The sequence below is a fragment of the Microbulbifer mixtoriginis (SeqCode) genome, from assembly GCF_052467705.1.
Window position 1 is genome coordinate 738540 of the sequence record NZ_CP174322.1, and the last position, 17014, is coordinate 755553.

Below are 17014 nucleotides of genomic sequence, written 5' to 3' on the forward strand. Positions count from 1 at the left end.
CGTAATGCTCAATCGAGTATTGGTGCCCCTTAGATGGCGCGTCTGCCCAGCAGGGGAACCAGCGTATTAATCCACACTCGGCGCACCCAGTCGAGATAAATTCCATAAGGCCGCCCCAAGGCGCCTGCGATCAGCATAAAAGTGATACTGGCTGTGGCAATTTCGTCCCAGCTGGCACCGCCTAGGCGCATATTGGCCATATATAGGGGAAACTGGAAGCTGAGGAAGACAAAGGTGTCTACCAGGTAAGCATTTACAAAACCGCCGCCACCAAAGCGGTTCACAATCCAGCTGCGGTACATGCTGAAAGGGCGAGCGATCAATGTATTGAACACCAGCGCCATCAGACGCACTTTCAGGTGCTCACTCCAGCTCATACCTGCCAACACCAGCTCGATGGGGATCGCCACGGCCCAGGAAAAACTGTTCATGGCGAAGATATCGAGCAGGAAATCCCAGCGTCGCGAGTTGGGTGCGGCTGGTTCGGCGTCGGGGCCGGATGGTGTTAATGCGGGCGCGGACATGGAGCAGACAACCTCTTGAACCTCGAGCCGCCATATCAAGATGGCGGCAGGCCGGCGATTATATCTCCAAATTGCGTAAATGCTAGCCTTGCATCTCGACTGGTGAGGTCTGCCGAGATAAACGTCCTACTAATTATTAGAAAATTAATCTAATTATCTTATTGGCCTGACGCGCCTCCTGGTCACGATGGCGCCGCAGAGGTTAATATGCAACTCTTTGCATAAGACGAATCGGAGCCGCCATGTCCCTGCGCTATGCCGTACTCACCCTGCTGGATATAGAGCCCGGCAGTGGCTACGACCTAAAGCGCCGCTTCGAGCGCAGTGTTTCCCATTTCTGGAGCGCCAGCCACCAGCAGATGTATCGGGAGCTGCACAAGTTGCACGACGAAGGATTGCTGGATTGCGAGGAGCAACCGCAGGAGGGCAAACCGGACAAAAAGGTCTACAGCCTCACCGACAAGGGGCGTGCGGAGCTGCGCGATTGGGTAATTCAGCCAGCGGCACCACAGAAGATTCGCGAACCCTTTTTAGTGCGTATGTTTGCCGGCCACCATTTGAGCCAAGAGGAGTTGCGCTCGGCTCTCAATGATCAGCTGCACAGGCACCGAGGGCTGTTGGAGAATTATCGGGAACAAAATGAGCGGGTGCTTAAGAGTGACCCCGCCCTGCAGGAGCGCTATTGGCTGGCCCACCAGACACTGCTGTTAGGCATAGAGGCGGAGAAGACCTGGATCAACTGGGCGGAAAATATGCTGCAGCAACTGGAACAAAAATGTGAAGAGAGCAGTTAAAAAAACCGGGCGATGCCCGGTTTTTTGTGTCTATGGTGCGGAAATGAGTCGAGTGCTAGCTTATAAAGCGACTTTCTCCACTACCAAGCTGCCGATAGAGTAGCCTGCGCCAAAGGAACAGATAATTCCGCGCTCACCTACTTGCAGGTCATCGCTGTGCAGATTGAAGGCGATGACAGAACCGGCGCTAGCGGTATTCGCGTAGCGGTCCAGCACCACCGGGGCGCGTTCTGCGCTGGCTTCATCACCCATCAGTTTCTTGGCGATCAGATTATTCATGTTGATGTTGGCCTGGTGTAGCCAGTAGCGGCTCACTTCGCGGGGGTCGGTGCCGCTCTCCCCTAGGTGCTCCTCAATATGGGCGGCGGCCATGGGGCAGACTTCCTTGAAAACCTTGCGGCCGTTCTGGCGGAACAACTTTCCGGGGCCGAAAGGGTCCACATCGGCAGCGCGTGCGGCATAGCCGAAGTTGGAGCGGATATTGTTGGAGTAGACGGTCTTGGCCTTGGTGCCGAGGATTTCCCAGGCAGTGTCTACGCTGCAGGTTTCGCGGCGCTCGATCACAGTGGCGACCGCCACATCTCCGAAAATGAAATGACTATCGCGATCGGTAAAGTCCACTTGCGGTGAGGCCAATTCAGAGTTGATCACCAGTACGGTGCGTGCGGCGCCGGAACAGATGGCATCTACCGCGCGCTGCAGAGAAAACGTTGCCGAAGAGCAGGCGACTTCCATATCGAAAGCGAATCCATCGATGCCAAGGGCGCCCTGAATTTCGATGGCAATGGCGGGATAGGCGCGTTGCATATAGGAGGCGCCAACAATCACCATGTCGACATCGGAGGCCTGTTTATTGGCTTTCTCAAGCGCCAGTTTGGCGGCTTTTAGCCCCATCTCCGCCTGAACACACAGGTCGTCGTCGTTGCGCTCGGGAATAAAGGGGCGCATGCGCGCGGGATCGAGAATTCCTTCACGGGTCACCACATAGCGGCTCTTGATACCGGAGGCCTTTTCGATAAATTCCGCAGAGGACTGTGGCTTGGGCTGCAGTTCGCCGGATTCAATTGCTTGAGCGTGCTCCAGGTTGTACTGCTTGGCGTAGCTATTGTAGGCGTCTACCAGCTCTTCGTTGCTGATCGCTTCCGGTGGGGTCCACAGGCCGGTGCCGCTGATGACAATGCCCCGTGGCAACTTGTGTTCACTCATCGCTGAATCCCTGGCTCGCAGCAAAACACCTGCGAGCAATTAGTCACTGATTAAAACCTTAGCCTTTAGCGGTGCCGGCTTGTTTGGGATTTATCTGCCAGAACGGCAAGGCAAGTTATTGTGACGTCTCTGTGACTGTCGGTCTATCTGCGGTCGCGCCGAAGAGTCATGGCGTTCTGGCCAAAACGAACGCACTGACCTTGTGTGCACCAGCTTTCAGGAGTATCTGTGCCGCCGCCTCCAGGGTGGCTCCGGTAGTCAGGACATCGTCCACCAGCCCGATATGCATTCCTTCAACGGATTCACGCAAGGCAAAACTTTGCAGTAGGTTGCGTAGGCGTTGTTGCCGGCGCAGCTGCGACTGGGTGCGGGTGGCGCTAGTTTTGCGCAACAGTCGCGCTTGCACTGGCAAATGCCATTGCTTTCCCAACTCGCTCGCGATTAGTTGTGCCTGGTTGTAGCCGCGTTGCCAGTAGCGCTGCCAGTGGAGAGGAATGGGGGCGAGCAGGTCGGGGGGCTCGTTGTGTGGGGCTATTGAAGTGGCGGCAAGTTGCGCCAGGCTATGGCCGGCGGCCAGGTCGCGTTGGTACTTGAAGCGCTGGATTAGCTGGTTCACCGGAAAGGCATACTGCCAGGCGGCCTGAACCCTCTGGCAGTGCGGCGGCTGGCGCAAACAACTGGGGCACAGGCGTGCGCTGGAGGCCAACGGCAGCGCACAGCTTTCACAAGCCTGGCCCAGATAGGGCAGGTCTCGGATACAGCTGGCACAGATACCAAAGTCACCGGCTCTATCGCCGCACAGCAGGCACTGCGTCAGGTAGCGGGAGAGTCGAGCTGAAATCAGGCTGTAAACCATAAGAGAGCTTCTGAGTTGACAGCAGGTGGGGCCTGGCTAAACTGGCCAGTCTGTTTGGTCGAGTTTGCCACTGCTGTCTTCTGCAGTCACCCCGCCCGAATACATAAAAACAGCACCCCAACTCCAGTAACAGAGAGAGTAAGCTTGTGACTGCAGCCCAGACTATGCCCGCCGCCGATATCCGCCACGACTGGACCCGTCAGCAGGTTCTGGATCTCTTCGCTATGCCATTTAGCGATCTGATGTTTACCGCGCAGCAGGTTCACCGGACACACTTTGATCCCAATCGGGTCCAGGTCAGCACCCTCTGTTCCATTAAGACCGGCGCCTGCCCGGAAGATTGCGCCTACTGCCCGCAGAGCGCCCGTTACGATACTGGGCTGGAGCGGGAAAAATTGATGAAAGTGGAGAAGGTGTTGGAAGAAGCTCGCGCGGCCAAGGCTGGCGGCGCCACTCGCTTCTGTATGGGAGCTGCCTGGCGCTCACCCAAGAAAAAAGATATGCCTTACGTCACCCAGATGGTGCGCGAAGTGAAAGCACTGGGTATGGAAACCTGTATGACCTTGGGGATGTTGAATGATGACCAGGCGCAGGAATTAGCTGATGCCGGGCTCGATTACTACAACCACAATCTGGATACCTCACCGGAGTATTACGGCGAGATTATTACCACCCGCACTTACCAGGATCGGCTGCAGACACTGGGGCGCGTGCGTGCCGCCGGTATGAAAGTCTGCGCCGGCGGTATTGTCGGCATGGGCGAGGGCGACAAAGATCGCGCGGGCCTGCTGATGCAACTGGCCAACCTGCCTGAACACCCCGAGTCGGTGCCAATTAATATGTTGGTAAAAGTAGCTGGTACGCCGCTGGAGCAGGAGAAGGACCTAGACCCCTTCGAATTTATCCGCTGCATCGCCGTAGCGCGCATTATGATGCCCAAGTCCCATGTGCGCCTGTCCGCCGGGCGTGAACAGATGAGTGATGAGATGCAGTCTATGGCTTTCCTCGCTGGTGCCAACTCCATCTTCTATGGCGAGAAGCTGCTGACCACCGCCAATCCCGAGGCTAACAAGGATATGCAATTGTTCTCCCGCCTGGGTATCCAGCCGGAGGAGTATCAACAATACGCCGATGAGAGCGCAGTGGAAGCGGAGTTGAATGCACAGATTACCGAGCAGCAAAACGACGCTTTCTTTTACGATGCGGCCAAATGACCCTGGATAAAACCCTGCGCCAGCGTCTCGATGAGCGGTATCGGGACAATCTTTATCGCCAGATTAAAACTCTGGAAGCGGCGCCCAGTCCCATCGCTGTAGTGGATGGGCGAAAGCTGCTGACCTTTAGTAGTAACGATTACCTGGGACTGGCAAGCCACTCAGAAGTTATTCGTGCCCAGCAGGCCGGTGCTGAGCTGGGCGCCGGTGCCACCGCTTCCCATTTGGTTAACGGCCACCTTCAAGTCCATCAACAATTACAACAGAGCCTTGCCGAAGTCACCGGGCGCGAGGCCGCACTGGTTTTTTCCAGTGGTTATATGGCCAATGTGGGCACGCTCTGTGCGCTGCTGGGCCGCGCGGACAATGTTATTTCCGACAAGCTCAACCACGCCTCCCTGATAGACGGCGCGCGCTTGTGTGGCGCCAACAGTTTGCGTTTTGCCCACAACGACCCAGTAGCCCTGCGCCGCCAGCTGCAAAGGGCGGCCGCACGCGGTGGCAATACCCTGGTGGCGGTAGATGGGGTCTACAGTATGGACGGCGACAGGGCTCAATTGGCGGAGATTGCTGCCCTGTGTCGGGAATTTGATGCCTGGCTAATGGTGGATGAAGCCCACGGCTTTGGAGTGATGGGGAGTAAACAGCTGCCCCTTGCCGGCAGCTGCGCGGCCGCCGGTCTCGGCCAGGATGAAGTGCCGGTACTGATGGGTACGCTGGGAAAGGCCGCCGGCAATGCAGGTGCCTTTGTGGCCGGCTCGCGTATGTTGATCGATTTTTTGGTGCAGTTTGCACGGCCTTATATTTATACCACCGGTATGCCGCCGGCAGTGGCGGCAGGTTGTATTGCCGCAATTGAACTGATGCGCAATGCCCCCGAGTTGAACCAGCGCCTGCAGGCGAATATCACTTACTTCCGCCGGCGTGCGGCGCAAGCGAATTTACCTCTGGCGGATTCATCTAGTGCGATTCAACCACTCCTGTTGGGCTGTGAAGAAACTGTGATGACTGTGTCCAAAAAGTTGGAGCAGCGTGGCTTTCTAGTGGGCGCTATTCGCCCACCTACCGTGCCCAGAGGTACCGCTCGCTTGAGAATCACCCTGAGTGCCTCCCATAACCACAGCCAAATTGATGCTTTGGTAGATGCCCTCGTGGCTGTGCTTCAGGAAAAAATAGCGGTGCCTTTGTGATTGAGATAGAGAACCTGGTATTCCTGCACGGTTGGGGGGGAGATAAAGGGCCCTGGCGGCCCCTACTCGAAGCGGTGCGTGAACAACTGGCACAACCTTTGACTTGTATCGAACTACCGGGGTGTGGGGAGCGTAGTGGCGAGCCCTGGCCACAATTAGAGACACTTTTACAACGGCTGTATAACGAACTGCCTAATAACTGTGTTTTGGTTGGGCACTCTCTCGGAGGCATGTTGGCCCTGCAGTTGGCGGCCAGACCGGGACAGAAAAAAATCCTCGGTGTTGTCACCATCTCTGCCAATGCCTGTTTTGTGGAGCGGGACAACTGGCCGGGTATGCAGCGGCGTGTTTTTGAGAGATTTCGCAGGGCCTTTGTGCAGGACCCCTACGCAATCTGGGAGCGCTTTTGTGCCCTGCAGTCCCATGGTGACAGTGCCATGCGCGACCTGCTCAAACAGCTGAAAGAGCGCCGGCCCAATATCAATGCCGAAGCCTGGAAGCGGGCCCTGGACTGCCTGGCGGGTTTGGATAATCGCCATTTACTGCAGACACTCAAAGTCCCCTCTCTGCACCTGTTTGGCAAGCGGGATGCCCTGGTGCCCCAAGCTGCCGTAGAGGAGATCCAGGGCTGTGGTGCAGCGATAGAGGTGATTGAGGGGTGTGGTCATAAACCGCATTTATCTCAGCCGCGTCAAGTGGCGGAGCGATTGCGGCATTTTGTTGAGAATCTATCCCCGCCTGATAGAGAGATTTCCGAGCCTTTCGATAAATCCGCCGTGGCGCGCTCCTTTGGCCGCGCTGCCGCCAGCTATGACGACTGCGCTCATATACAGAGAGCGGTGTGTCGGCAGCTGATGAAAATGGCGGATCGCCACTGGGCGCCGCGCACTATTCTCGATCTGGGCAGCGGCACCGGTTTTGGCAGTGAGTTGCTGCGCCAGCATTTTCCCGAGGCGCGGATTATCGCCCTGGATCTGGCGGAAGATATGTTGCTCTACGCCCGCACAGAGCGCCCCGAGGCAGATGATTATATTGCCGCAGATGCGGAACAGCTGCCCCTGGCAGATGACAGCGTGGATCTGGTGTTCTCCAGCATGGCGCTGCAGTGGTGCTATCGCTTGCCGCAGCTGTTTGCCGAGTTGCGCCGGGTACTTTCCCCGGAGGGGTACTGCCTGGTGGCGACGCTGGGACCGGGTACCCTGGCAGAGCTGCGCAGCAGCTGGGCCCAGTTGGATGGCGATGTGCACGTCAATCGCTTCCTACCGCTGGCCAAGTGGCGAGAGGCGGCGGCGCAATCACAGTTAAATGGTGATGTGCTCGACGAGCAGCGTCTGTTCCATTTCGATAGCCTGCGCCAGCTGATGAAGGAATTAAAAGGTGTGGGAGCACACAATATTAATCGTGCCGCTAAGCGGGGGATGACTGGGCGTGCCAGGTTACAGCAACTGGCCGAAGCCTATGAAGGCCTCAGGCAGCCCAGAGGGCTGCCGGTAAGCTACGAGGTCATCTATATGAAACTGGCCTGTGGACTCGATCAGGGGTAGATATCGATAGGGATCGGGGTTTTCACCAGCGCCCAAATCTCGTCCATTTCCCGGTTGGAGGCCACCGCGATACAGCCATCGGTCCAGTTATTGCGGCGCAGGTGTCTCTCCATATAGGACCACTCGGGCTTGATGCCGTGGATCATGATATCGCCGCCAGGGCTGACCCCCATTTTGGCTGCCCGCGCACGGTCCTGTTTATTTGGATAGGACACATGAATGGAGCGGTAGAAGCGACTTTTAGGGTTTTTCCAGTCGAGGGTATAGCGCCCTTCGGGGGTGCGTTCATCTCCCTCGCGGACCTTGTGTCCTCTGGGATTATCGCCGAAGGAGACGGTGTAGCTTTTCACTACCCGGCCGTCGCGAATCAGCTGCATCAGCTTCTTCGACTTGTACACAACAACATGATCGACAGGAGTTACTTTTGCTGAGGCGAACAGAGGCATCGCCAGCAACAGGGCAAGAGTCAGGTATCGCATGGTCTCTAAGCTGCTTGAATGTTTTCAGTTATTTCGAGATTTCCCGCGTCCCTGCAGAGCAGTTTCCCCTTTTGAGGGAATTATTTTGTGAGCGCGGCCCCGTGCCTTTGTTATCAGTGCTTGGCTTGATTTGTTCAAAATCTGCGCTACACGACTAAATTATCATCAAGTGGCTGGCGTGAAAAGTCACCACAAGAAAAAATTTGAACTTTTTGAATAGGGGAGGCCTTGGTCTTGGGCAGAAGTTATTTTGTAGCCGGTACCGATACCGAAGTGGGCAAGACCTTTGTCAGTGCGGCCCTACTCACAGCGGCCGCGAATGTGGGATTGCAAACCGCAGCGGTAAAACCGGTGGCCTCCGGTTGTGAGCAAACTGAATATGGACTGCGCAATGAGGATGCCTTGCTGTTACAGGAGGCCATGACTTTGCATCTGCCTTACCAGCAGGTGAACCCTTTTGCATTGGAACCGGCAATCGCCCCCCATATCGCCGCCATAGAGGCGGGTAAGCAGCTCAACGTATCGCGCATGGCTGGAGTCTGCCGCGGTGTGATGTGTGCCGGAGCTGATCTGGTGTTAATCGAGGGGGCCGGTGGTTGGCGCACACCCCTGGGTCCCAGAGCCTTTCTTTCGCAACTGCCGCGGGAGTTGAATACCCCGGTGATTCTGGTGGTGGGTATGCAGCTCGGCTGTATCAACCACGCACTGCTGACCGCTGAGGCGATTCGCCACGATGGGCTGCCTCTGGCGGGTTGGGTGGCCAACTTCGTCCGTCCGGGCATGGCGCGGGCCGAGGAAAACCTGGCCACCCTCGAGGCCCTGCTGCCGGCCCCGTTGCTCGGTGTGCTGCCCCATAGCGAGACGCGGGATTACCGCGAAGCGGCTCAACACCTGGATATCCGCCCGCTGATACCCAGCTAAAGCACATCATCAAAGCATTCTCAGTCGGGCCCGAGAGGGCCCAAATCGGTTGACTTTGTACGCCTTCGGCCCTAGATTCAAACAAGCGTTTGAAACACCTGAATGAGGACCGGGAGCATGGCCGACTACAAGGCGCCACTGCGGGAGATGAACTTCCTGCTGCACGAAGTATTTGCTGCGGAAAAACTCTGGGCGGAACTGCCCGGGTTGGCCGGAGCTGTGGATCGCGAGACCGCAGATGCGATTCTCGAAGAGATGGCCAAGTTGGCTTCCAACACCCTGGATCCGATCAACCGCAGCGGTGACGAAGAGGGCTGTGATTGGAACGATGGTGTTGTGACCACTCCTGCGGGCTTCAAAGAAGCCTACGCCACTTTCTGTGAGGGTGGCTGGGGCGCGCTGTTGGGCAACCCAGAGTACGGCGGTATGGGTATGCCGAAGATGCTGGGCGCTCAGGTCGAGGAAATGATTAACGCCTCCAATATCTCCTTCGCTCTATACCCGGTACTGACCAACGGTGCCTGTCTGGCGATCGATGCTCATGCCAGTGAAGCGCTGAAACAGAAATTCCTGCCCAAGATGTACGAGGGCACCTGGGCCGGGGCCATGGACCTGACCGAGCCCCACGCCGGCACCGACCTGGGTATTATCCGCACCAAGGCCGAGCCCCGCGAAGACGGCAGTTACAGCATTAGCGGCAGCAAGATCTTTATCACCGGCGGTGACCAGGACTTGTCCGAAAATATTATTCACCTGGTACTGGCCAAGTTGCCGGACGCACCCAAGGGCCCTAAAGGCATTTCCCTGTTCCTGGTGCCGAAGTACAAGGTGAACGAAGACGGCAGCATCGGCGAGAGCAATAACGTTAATTGTGGTTCCATTGAACACAAGATGGGCATTAAAGCCTCAGCTACTTGTGCGATGAATTTCGACGGTGCTCAGGGTTGGCTGGTGGGTGAGGAGAACAAGGGCCTCGCCGCTATGTTTACCATGATGAACTATGAGCGTCTGGGTGTGGGTATCCAGGGCCTCGGCGCCTCTGATCGCTCCTACCAAAACGCCCTGGAATACGCCCGCGATCGTATCCAGAGCCGCTCTCCTGCCGGTGCCCAGCAGCCCGAAAAAGCTGCCGACCCGATTATCGTGCACCCCGATGTGCGCCGTATGCTACTCACCCAGAAAGCACTGGTGGGCGGTGGCCGCGCCCTGTCCACTTACGTGGCTCAATGGCTGGATATCTCCAAGTTTGGCGAGGGTGAAGAGAAAAAGAACGCCGAGGCTATGGTGGCCTTGCTGACCCCTGTGGCCAAGGCCTTCACCACCGATATGGGCCTCGATTGCACCGTAATCGGCCAGCAGGTTTTCGGCGGTCATGGTTATATTCGTGAATGGGGCCAGGAGCAGCTGGTGCGCGATGTGCGTATTACCCAGATTTACGAGGGCACCAACGGTATTCAGGCATTGGACTTGGTGGGTCGCAAGACCGTCGCCAGCGGTGGCGCCCTGTTCGAGCTATTTGCTGCGGATGTACAGCGTTTTATCGCTAGCCAGGTTGACCGCGAGGCGATGGCTGAGTTTGTACAGCCGCTGGCAGCTGAGTTGCAGCGCCTGCGCGAAGCCACAGAGAAAATGATCGCCGCAACCAAGGAAGACCCCCACGCGCCGGGTGCAGCTTCGGTGGAATACCTGCATCTGTTTGGCTATGTGGCTTACGCCTTTATGTGGGCCAAGGTGGTTGTAGTTGCGTTGGACAAGCAGGAGGCGGACAGCTTCTACAAGGGCCAAGTGAAAACTGCACGCTTCTATTTTGCGCGCTTACTGCCGCGCACCCAGGCACTCGCCAGCAGCGTCAATGCCGGTAGCGCCACCCTGATGGATCTGGAAGAGGAACTGTTCTAACAGCCCTCTCGGTAGATTCTAAAAAAGCCTCGCCTTGCGGGGCTTTTTTTATGGAGTCGCTTTTCGCTTTCTCCTACACTCGGGAGAAAACAATAAAGAGCGAAACAGCCAATGACCAATATCTCCCAGAAGAGACTCTCCGAGGAAGACCAGGCCCGGGTCGATCAGTATCTGCAAAGCGCGGTCAACCAAGTGGAGCGCAAGCCCTTCCGCCCCTGGTTGTTGTTCGTCATGCTCCTGGTGGTGCTGACCCTGCTGTCGTTGATCAGCGTGTTGATCGCGCAGACCAAAGGCGTGGTGTGAGGGGCTTGCTATGGAGCCCGATAAAAACTTTCAGCCACTGGATTTCACCAGCCTTGACGATGACGAGATGCGCCGTCGCGCAGGGGACTTTTTCCGTTTGATGCGCCGGCGCCGCTCGGTGCGGGATTTCTCAGTTAAACCTGTGCCCCGCGAGGTTATCGAAGACGCCGTGCGCGCTGCCGGTAGCGCTCCCAGCGGGGCCAATATGCAGCCGTGGCATTTTGTCGTCGTTGAAAATGCCGAGGTTAAACGCCGTATTCGCCTGGCGGCGGAAGAGGAGGAGCGCGAGTTTTACCAGCGCCGTGCCTCAGAGGAATGGCTCAACGCATTGGAACCCCTGGGCACAGATGCGCACAAGCCTTTTCTTGAAACGGCGCCCTACCTGATTGCAATTTTTCTGAAGAAGTTTTCCAGTGCGGAAAATGGTGAGCGATTAAAAAACTATTACACCGCGGAATCGGTAGGTATCGCCACAGGCATATTGATTGCTGCCCTGCATAATGCCGGTGTGGCGACCCTGACCCACACCCCCAGTCCAATGAAATTTCTCAATGAAATTCTTGGCCGCCCTATACAGGAAAAACCCTATATGATTCTGGTGGCTGGGTTGCCCGCTGAAGGTGCTCAGGTGCCAGCTATCGGCAGAAAACCCTTGGATGAAATTGCTGATTTTATTTGAGTTACCGCTTTCCGCGCGGCAAAAATAGATACACTGGTGGAATTTGAGCTTAGGGTTCCATGCCAAGAATATTGATCGTCGAGGACGAAGGCGCAATAGCCGATACCCTGATTTACGCGCTGCAGGCCGAGGGTTTTACCACTCACTGGCTGGCGCTTGCCGGCGAGGCATTAGCACTGCTGAAGAGTGAGTCTTTCGACTTGGTGATTCTGGATGTGGGACTGCCGGATATCAGTGGCTTCGAAGCCTGTAAACAATTGCGACGCTTCTCCGAAGTGCCGGTGATTTTTCTCACTGCGCGCAACGGGGAAATAGACCGGGTTGTAGGGCTTGAAATTGGCGCTGATGATTATGTAGTGAAACCTTTCAGCCCGCGCGAGGTGGCAGCGCGGGTCAAGGCCATCCTCAAAAGGGTGGCGCCACGCCCAGAGAGAGTAAAGCTATCTGAGGCTAAAGGCCCTTTCCATATCGATTCGGCGAGTTACCAAATCCTCTTCCACGAACAGTTATTGCCCCTGACCCGCCACGAGTACCGCCTATTGGAAACCCTGCTGGCCCAGCCCGGAAGGGTGTTTTCCCGTGCACAATTGCTCGATGCTTTGGGGGTGGCTTTGGAAGTGGGGTATGAGCGCAATGTCGACAGCCACATCAAAGGGCTGCGGGCAAAAATTCGCGAGATAGCACCAGACTCCAAGCCAATCCAAACCCATCGCGGCCTCGGATATAGTTGTTGCCCGGAGCAATAATATGCCGCTCGGGATACGCATTTTTGCCGTCTATTTCCTGTTTGTAGGGTTGGCCGGCTGGTTTGTATTGGGCACGGTGATGGATGAGATTCGCCCCGGCGTGCGCCAGTCCACTGAGGAAACCCTGGTGGATACCGCTAATCTATTGGCGGAAATCCTGCGCGACCCGGTGATCGCCGGTAACTTGGCTCAAAGTCATTTACCCGAAGTGCTTAAAGCCTACGGTCGCCGCCGCCCGGAGGCGAGTATCTGGGGGTATACCAAGAGCCAGGTCAATCACCGCATCTATGTCACCGATGCCAGCGGCACAGTACTACTCGACTCCAGTGGCCTCGCGGTGGGGCGGGATTACTCCCGCTGGAATGATGTTTATCTGACCTTGCGTGGCGATTACGGTGCCCGATCTACCCGCGAAGACCCCAATAATCCAGATTCTTCCGTCATGTATGTGGCGGCGCCAATCCGCGATGGCGAACAGATTATCGGCGTGGTTTCGGTAGCCAAGCCCAATCAAACCTTGCAGCCCTATATCGAGCGTTCGCAGCATCGTTTGATCTGGCAGGGTGCGGGGCTGGTTGTGCTCGGCTTGTTGGTAGGCGCCCTTCTGTCCTGGTGGCTCAGTCGTGCTCTGGGGAAACTCACCGATTATGCCCAGGCTGCCAGTGCGGGCCACAGGGTAGAACCGCCGCAGTTACCCGGTGGAGAGTTGGGGCAGTTGGCGGTGGCGGTAGAGCAGATGCGCGGTGAACTAGAGGGCAGGGACTATGTAGAGCGCTATGTACACACCCTGACTCATGAACTGAAGAGCCCATTGGCGGCCATTCGCGGTGCCGCCGAACTGCTCGATAGTGATATGCCGACCGAACAGCACCAGCGTTTTGTGGGCAACATCCAGCGGGAGGCCGAGCGATTGCAGCAGTTAAGCGAACGGCTGCTGCATCTGGCCCAGGTGGAGCAGCGCCAGGGGCTGGAGGAGCGAGAGGCGATACCGCTGGCGCCGCTCGTTGAGGAGCTAATTGAGGCTCAGCGAGTTCGTATCAGTGCCGCCCAACTGCATGTGGAGCAAGAGCTGGCACCGGCACTGCAGCTGTACGGTGAGCGCTTTCTGCTGTGGCAGGCCCTGGCCAACCTACTGGACAACGCGCTGGATTTTACCCCGGATGGCGGCCTGATTCGCGTCAAAGCCGAATGCTGTGGAGAATGGGTCAAGGTGTGCTTGTTCAATCGGGGCGAGGCAATCCCGGAATATGCCCTAGGGCGCCTTACTGAGCGCTTCTATTCGCTGCCGCGTCCTGGGGGCGGTCGTAAGAGTACTGGACTGGGACTCAATTTTGTTGAGGAGGTGGCGGAGTTACACGACGGTACTCTGTCGATCCGCAATGTGCCTGGTGGCGTTGAGGTCAGTCTAAATTTGCCCGCAGCCTGATGGGTAAGGTTACTTTCCACTGGCCCCCACACAATCTCCCCAGACTCTCCATATTGCCTCCATCGGCAATCCATACTCGCAGCTCAGACTGAGGTTATCGAAATTGGATACTGAGGTCTGAACCATGAACCGAGCCCTGGCTTTTAAATTGGGCGCTATTGCTGTTTTGATTTTGTTGCTTCTTATTCCACTGACCATGATCGATGGCCTGATCAGGGAGCGAAAGCGTTACCAGAGTGATGTGTTAAAGGATATTGCCCGCAGTTCCAGCTTTAACCAGCAAATTACCGGCCCTATTTTAGTGGTGCCCTACGTCAAGAAATACTGGAAGTGGATAACCAATGAAAAAACCGGTGAGAGGCACAAGGAGCAGCGGGAAGAGCGCGGCCACTTGTATTTCCTTCCCGAGCGCTTTGTCTTCGATGCCGACCTGACAACCGAGCGGCGTGCTCGGGGTATCTATGAGGCACTTCTGTACCACAGCGATAGCAAGGTCAGTGGTTTGTTCCGAGTGCCGGAGAAACTGGGCTTGGGAGCGAATTTGGATCAGTACCGCTTTAGCACGCCTTACTTATCGGTAGGTATCAACGATATTCGCGGTATCCGCAACGATCTGAAATTGCGCTTGAACAACCAGACATTGGAATTTGCCCCGGGCAGTCGTGCACCGATTCTCGGTGATGGTGTGCACGCTATGCTGCCAATGTTGGACTCGGAAGGCGGCCAAACCCTGGCGTTTTCCTTCGATCTCAAACTACAGGGTACCGAGCACTTCAGCCTGGTACCGGTGGGTCGTGACAGTCGTGTCATGATGAGGGCCGATTGGCCGCATCCGAGCTTCTTTGGCAACTTCCTGCCGAGTAGTAGAGATTTAAATGATCAAGGCTTTACTGCGGAATGGCAGACCAGCTTTTTCGCCACCAACTTGGAGGAGATACTGCAGCGCTGTATGGGCAGTGATCATTGTAATAACTTGATTAACAGCCGCTTTGGTGTGAGCTTCCTCGATCCGGTGGATCAGTACCTAAAAACAGATCGCGCGATTAAATATGCATTGCTGTTTATCACCCTGACCTTTGCCACCTTCTTCCTGTTTGAAATACTCAAGTGCCTGGCAGTGCACCCGGTGCAGTATGCCTTGGTGGGCTTGGCATTGGCGTTGTTTTATTTGCTGCTGTTGTCTCTGTCGGAGCATATCGCTTTCGTCAAAGCCTATATAATTTCCGCCGCAGCCTGCGTGGGCCTAATTGGTTTTTATGCCAGCGCGGTGTTGCGCAGTTGGCAGCGCGGTCTGGGTTTCGCCGGGTTGTTGGCCGCCCTATATGCACTCTTGTATGGTTTGCTCAGCGCTGAGGACTACGCTCTGTTGATGGGCTCGTTGTTAGTGTTCGGGGTGCTTGGCTGCACTATGGTACTGACTCGTCAACTGGACTGGTACAACGTCGGGCGCAGCCCTACCCAGAGGGGCGGCGAGCCCGGTGGAGACGAACAATCGTAAGCTGGGATAAATCACTTCGGGGTGGTATGTAACCGCCCCGTTCTAGTTTTCGCTTCCGGTTTTATTGCCCGCCCAATTTCACGATGTAATCCCACTCTTCCTGGCGCACAGGCTGTATCGACAAGCGCCCCTGCCTGACCAGTACCATTTCTGCCAGCTGTGGATCCTTCTTGATTTCTGCCAGGGGTATCGGGCGTTTGAATTCGCTGCGCCATGCCAGGTCCACACAGAACCAGCGCGGACTATCGGCGCTGGCCTTGGGGTCGAAGTACTTGCTCTCGGGGTCGAATTGCGCCGGGTCCGCATAGGCGGCGCGCACTACCTCGGCGGTGCCCACCACCGCCGGCAGCTTGCAGGCGCTGTGATAGAACAGCACCCCATCGCCCACGGCGACCTGATCGCGCAAGAAGTTGCGCGCCTGGTAATTTCGAATACCATCCCAGCGACCGCTGCCATTGGCTTCGGCGGCGAGGTCTTGCAGGCTGTACTCATCGGGTTCGGATTTGAATAACCAGTGTGTCATGCGGCAGTTTGTCCCTGTGCTGCGCCGGTTGGTGTTTCGCCGGCGATCGGCGCCATTTAGTATGAAGCCATACAAAAGTGTCAAATCGGCGTTATTTTTTTACGCCTCTAGCGGGAGATTATGGGAAACAAAGCATTTCAGTGGCTTTCAGAGCGCCTGTCGAGCCACAGGTCCCAGTACTGGGCCCTGCAAATCAGTGGTTGGGCCGGCTACACACTGCTGACTTTTGTCGGGAGCTTTTTCTGGGTGAAGGACCACTGGATCCACTCGGGTTATATCGCTGTAGCTACTGTCGCGGGGATATTTCTCAGTGAAGCCATGCGCTTCGGCTTTCAGCGCCTCTGGAACAAGCCTCCGGCGACTCGATTCTTTGGTTCACAGCTGCTTGTGATTGGTGCAGCCGCTGTGTGGGCGGCAATCAAGTTTGGCGGTTCCCTGTGGTTGTACGGTAAGGACAGCGATGAGCATCCGGCCGTGCTGGCCATGTACTGGTTTTCCTATTCCTTCCTGATTCTCACCACCTGGGCGGCACTGTATTACGGCATCAAGTATTATCGGTCTTCACAGACCCAGCGGGCCAAGGCTCTACGTGCGGAATCCATGGCGCATCAGGCCCAGTTAAAGATGCTGCGCTACCAGCTGAATCCCCACTTTCTCTTCAATACGCTAAACGCTATCTCCACTCTGATCTTGGATAACGATGGGCGCACCGCCAACAATATGGTCACACGCTTGTCTCAGTTTTTGCGTCATTCCCTCGATAATGATCCCATGCAAAAGGTTACCCTGGCCAAGGAAGTGGAGGCCCTGATGTTGTATTTGGATATCGAGAAAGTACGCTTTGCCGATCGCCTTGGAGTACGGCTGGATCTGCAGGGCGATTCGCCCCAGGCATTGGTGCCCAGCCTACTACTGCAACCTCTGGTGGAAAATGCAATTAAATACGGTATCTCTCAACTGGAGAGCGGTGGCGAGATCAATATCAAGGCGCGAGTGTTCGCAGGGGAGTTACTGCTCGAAGTGAGCGACAATGGTCCGGGTATGCCGGAAGAGGAGTTGCGCCTGATAGGCAAAGGTTACGGTGTTGGTATTCGCAATACCTGTGAGCGCCTGCGTGCTCTGTATGGCGATGATCAGAGAGTGCGTTTCCACAACCGTCCACAGGGTGGGCTGTCGGTGAATATCCGCATTCCCTATGAACAGGAATAACGA

Annotated in this window: 17 protein-coding genes; 12 read left to right on the plus strand and 5 right to left on the minus strand. The window is 56.3% G+C overall.

Annotation, left to right across the window (positions count from 1 at the left end):
* Positions 1–29: 29 nt before the first annotated feature.
* The gene (gene alaE / locus ACJJIB_RS03305; RefSeq protein ID WP_252084304.1) at positions 30–524 is read right to left on the minus strand and encodes an L-alanine exporter AlaE; all 495 of its coding nucleotides are present in this window, start codon (positions 522–524) and stop codon (positions 30–32) included.
* A gap of 242 nt (positions 525–766) precedes the next feature.
* Here alaE and ACJJIB_RS03310 point away from each other — a divergent pair, with 242 nt between their 5' ends.
* Positions 767–1318: a PadR family transcriptional regulator gene (locus ACJJIB_RS03310; protein WP_444887871.1), complete on the plus strand. Its 552-nt coding sequence runs from the start codon at positions 767–769 to the stop codon at positions 1316–1318.
* 60 nt (positions 1319–1378) lie between these two features.
* Here ACJJIB_RS03310 and ACJJIB_RS03315 read toward each other — a convergent pair whose 3' ends face one another.
* Both ACJJIB_RS03315 and ACJJIB_RS03320 read right to left on the minus strand, forming a co-directional pair.
* Positions 1379–2524 carry a beta-ketoacyl-ACP synthase III gene (locus tag ACJJIB_RS03315; protein WP_444887872.1) on the minus strand — a complete coding sequence of 382 codons (1146 nt, stop codon included), beginning with the start codon at positions 2522–2524 and terminating at the stop codon, positions 1379–1381.
* 166 nt (positions 2525–2690) lie between these two features.
* Positions 2691–3380: a ComF family protein gene (locus ACJJIB_RS03320; protein ID WP_444887873.1), complete on the minus strand. Its 690-nt coding sequence runs from the start codon at positions 3378–3380 to the stop codon at positions 2691–2693.
* 164 nt (positions 3381–3544) lie between these two features.
* On the opposite strand from ACJJIB_RS03320, the gene bioB reads away from it, so the two are divergent.
* The 3 genes from bioB to bioC are packed head-to-tail and all read left to right on the plus strand — an operon-like array spanning position 3545 to position 7328.
* On the plus strand, positions 3545–4594 hold the full coding sequence (bioB, locus tag ACJJIB_RS03325; protein WP_444888898.1) for a biotin synthase BioB: 1050 nt from the start codon (positions 3545–3547) through the stop codon (positions 4592–4594).
* Complete coding sequence (gene bioF, locus ACJJIB_RS03330; protein WP_444887874.1) at positions 4591–5784, plus strand: 8-amino-7-oxononanoate synthase; 1194 nt, start codon at positions 4591–4593, stop codon at positions 5782–5784. The genes bioB and bioF overlap by 4 nt, the downstream gene beginning before the upstream one ends.
* Positions 5781–7328: a malonyl-ACP O-methyltransferase BioC gene (gene bioC, locus ACJJIB_RS03335; RefSeq protein ID WP_444887875.1), complete on the plus strand. Its 1548-nt coding sequence runs from the start codon at positions 5781–5783 to the stop codon at positions 7326–7328. Before bioF ends, bioC begins: the two co-directional genes overlap by 4 nt.
* Here bioC and ACJJIB_RS03340 read toward each other — a convergent pair.
* Positions 7319–7807 (minus strand): L,D-transpeptidase family protein, encoded by a 489-nt coding sequence (locus ACJJIB_RS03340; protein WP_444887876.1) that lies wholly within the window; start codon positions 7805–7807, stop codon positions 7319–7321. The two genes, bioC and ACJJIB_RS03340, sit on opposite strands and share 10 nt — an antisense overlap.
* Before the next feature lie 228 nt (positions 7808–8035).
* On the opposite strand from ACJJIB_RS03340, the gene bioD reads away from it, so the two are divergent.
* The 7 genes from bioD (at position 8036) to creD (ending at position 15279) form a co-directional block, all read left to right on the plus strand.
* Positions 8036–8728, plus strand: coding sequence for a dethiobiotin synthase (gene bioD / locus ACJJIB_RS03345; protein WP_444887877.1), 693 nt, complete (start codon positions 8036–8038; stop codon positions 8726–8728).
* A 117-nt stretch (positions 8729–8845) separates the two neighbouring features.
* Positions 8846–10627, plus strand: coding sequence for an acyl-CoA dehydrogenase C-terminal domain-containing protein (locus ACJJIB_RS03350; protein ID WP_444887878.1), 1782 nt, complete (start codon positions 8846–8848; stop codon positions 10625–10627).
* 111 nt (positions 10628–10738) lie between these two features.
* Positions 10739–10930, plus strand: a complete 192-nt coding sequence (locus tag ACJJIB_RS03355; protein ID WP_252084312.1) for a DUF3094 family protein — start codon at positions 10739–10741, stop codon at positions 10928–10930.
* A gap of 10 nt (positions 10931–10940) precedes the next feature.
* Positions 10941–11609 (plus strand): nitroreductase family protein, encoded by a 669-nt coding sequence (locus ACJJIB_RS03360; protein WP_444887879.1) that lies wholly within the window; start codon positions 10941–10943, stop codon positions 11607–11609.
* A gap of 59 nt (positions 11610–11668) precedes the next feature.
* Complete coding sequence (creB, locus tag ACJJIB_RS03365; RefSeq protein WP_444887880.1) at positions 11669–12355, plus strand: two-component system response regulator CreB; 687 nt, start codon at positions 11669–11671, stop codon at positions 12353–12355.
* Position 12356: 1 nt separating this feature from the next.
* Positions 12357–13781 (plus strand): two-component system sensor histidine kinase CreC, encoded by a 1425-nt coding sequence (gene creC / locus ACJJIB_RS03370; RefSeq protein WP_444887881.1) that lies wholly within the window; start codon positions 12357–12359, stop codon positions 13779–13781.
* Between the two features lie 124 nt (positions 13782–13905).
* Positions 13906–15279, plus strand: coding sequence for a cell envelope integrity protein CreD (gene creD / locus ACJJIB_RS03375; RefSeq protein ID WP_444887882.1), 1374 nt, complete (start codon positions 13906–13908; stop codon positions 15277–15279).
* Positions 15280–15340: 61 nt separating this feature from the next.
* On the opposite strand, the gene ACJJIB_RS03380 is transcribed toward creD, so the two are convergent.
* Positions 15341–15802 carry an EVE domain-containing protein gene (locus ACJJIB_RS03380; RefSeq protein WP_444887883.1) on the minus strand — a complete coding sequence of 154 codons (462 nt, stop codon included), beginning with the start codon at positions 15800–15802 and terminating at the stop codon, positions 15341–15343.
* 120 nt (positions 15803–15922) lie between these two features.
* Here ACJJIB_RS03380 and ACJJIB_RS03385 point away from each other — a divergent pair, with 120 nt between their 5' ends.
* Positions 15923–17011: a sensor histidine kinase gene (locus ACJJIB_RS03385; protein ID WP_444887884.1), complete on the plus strand. Its 1089-nt coding sequence runs from the start codon at positions 15923–15925 to the stop codon at positions 17009–17011.
* Positions 17012–17014: the final 3 nt, after the last annotated feature.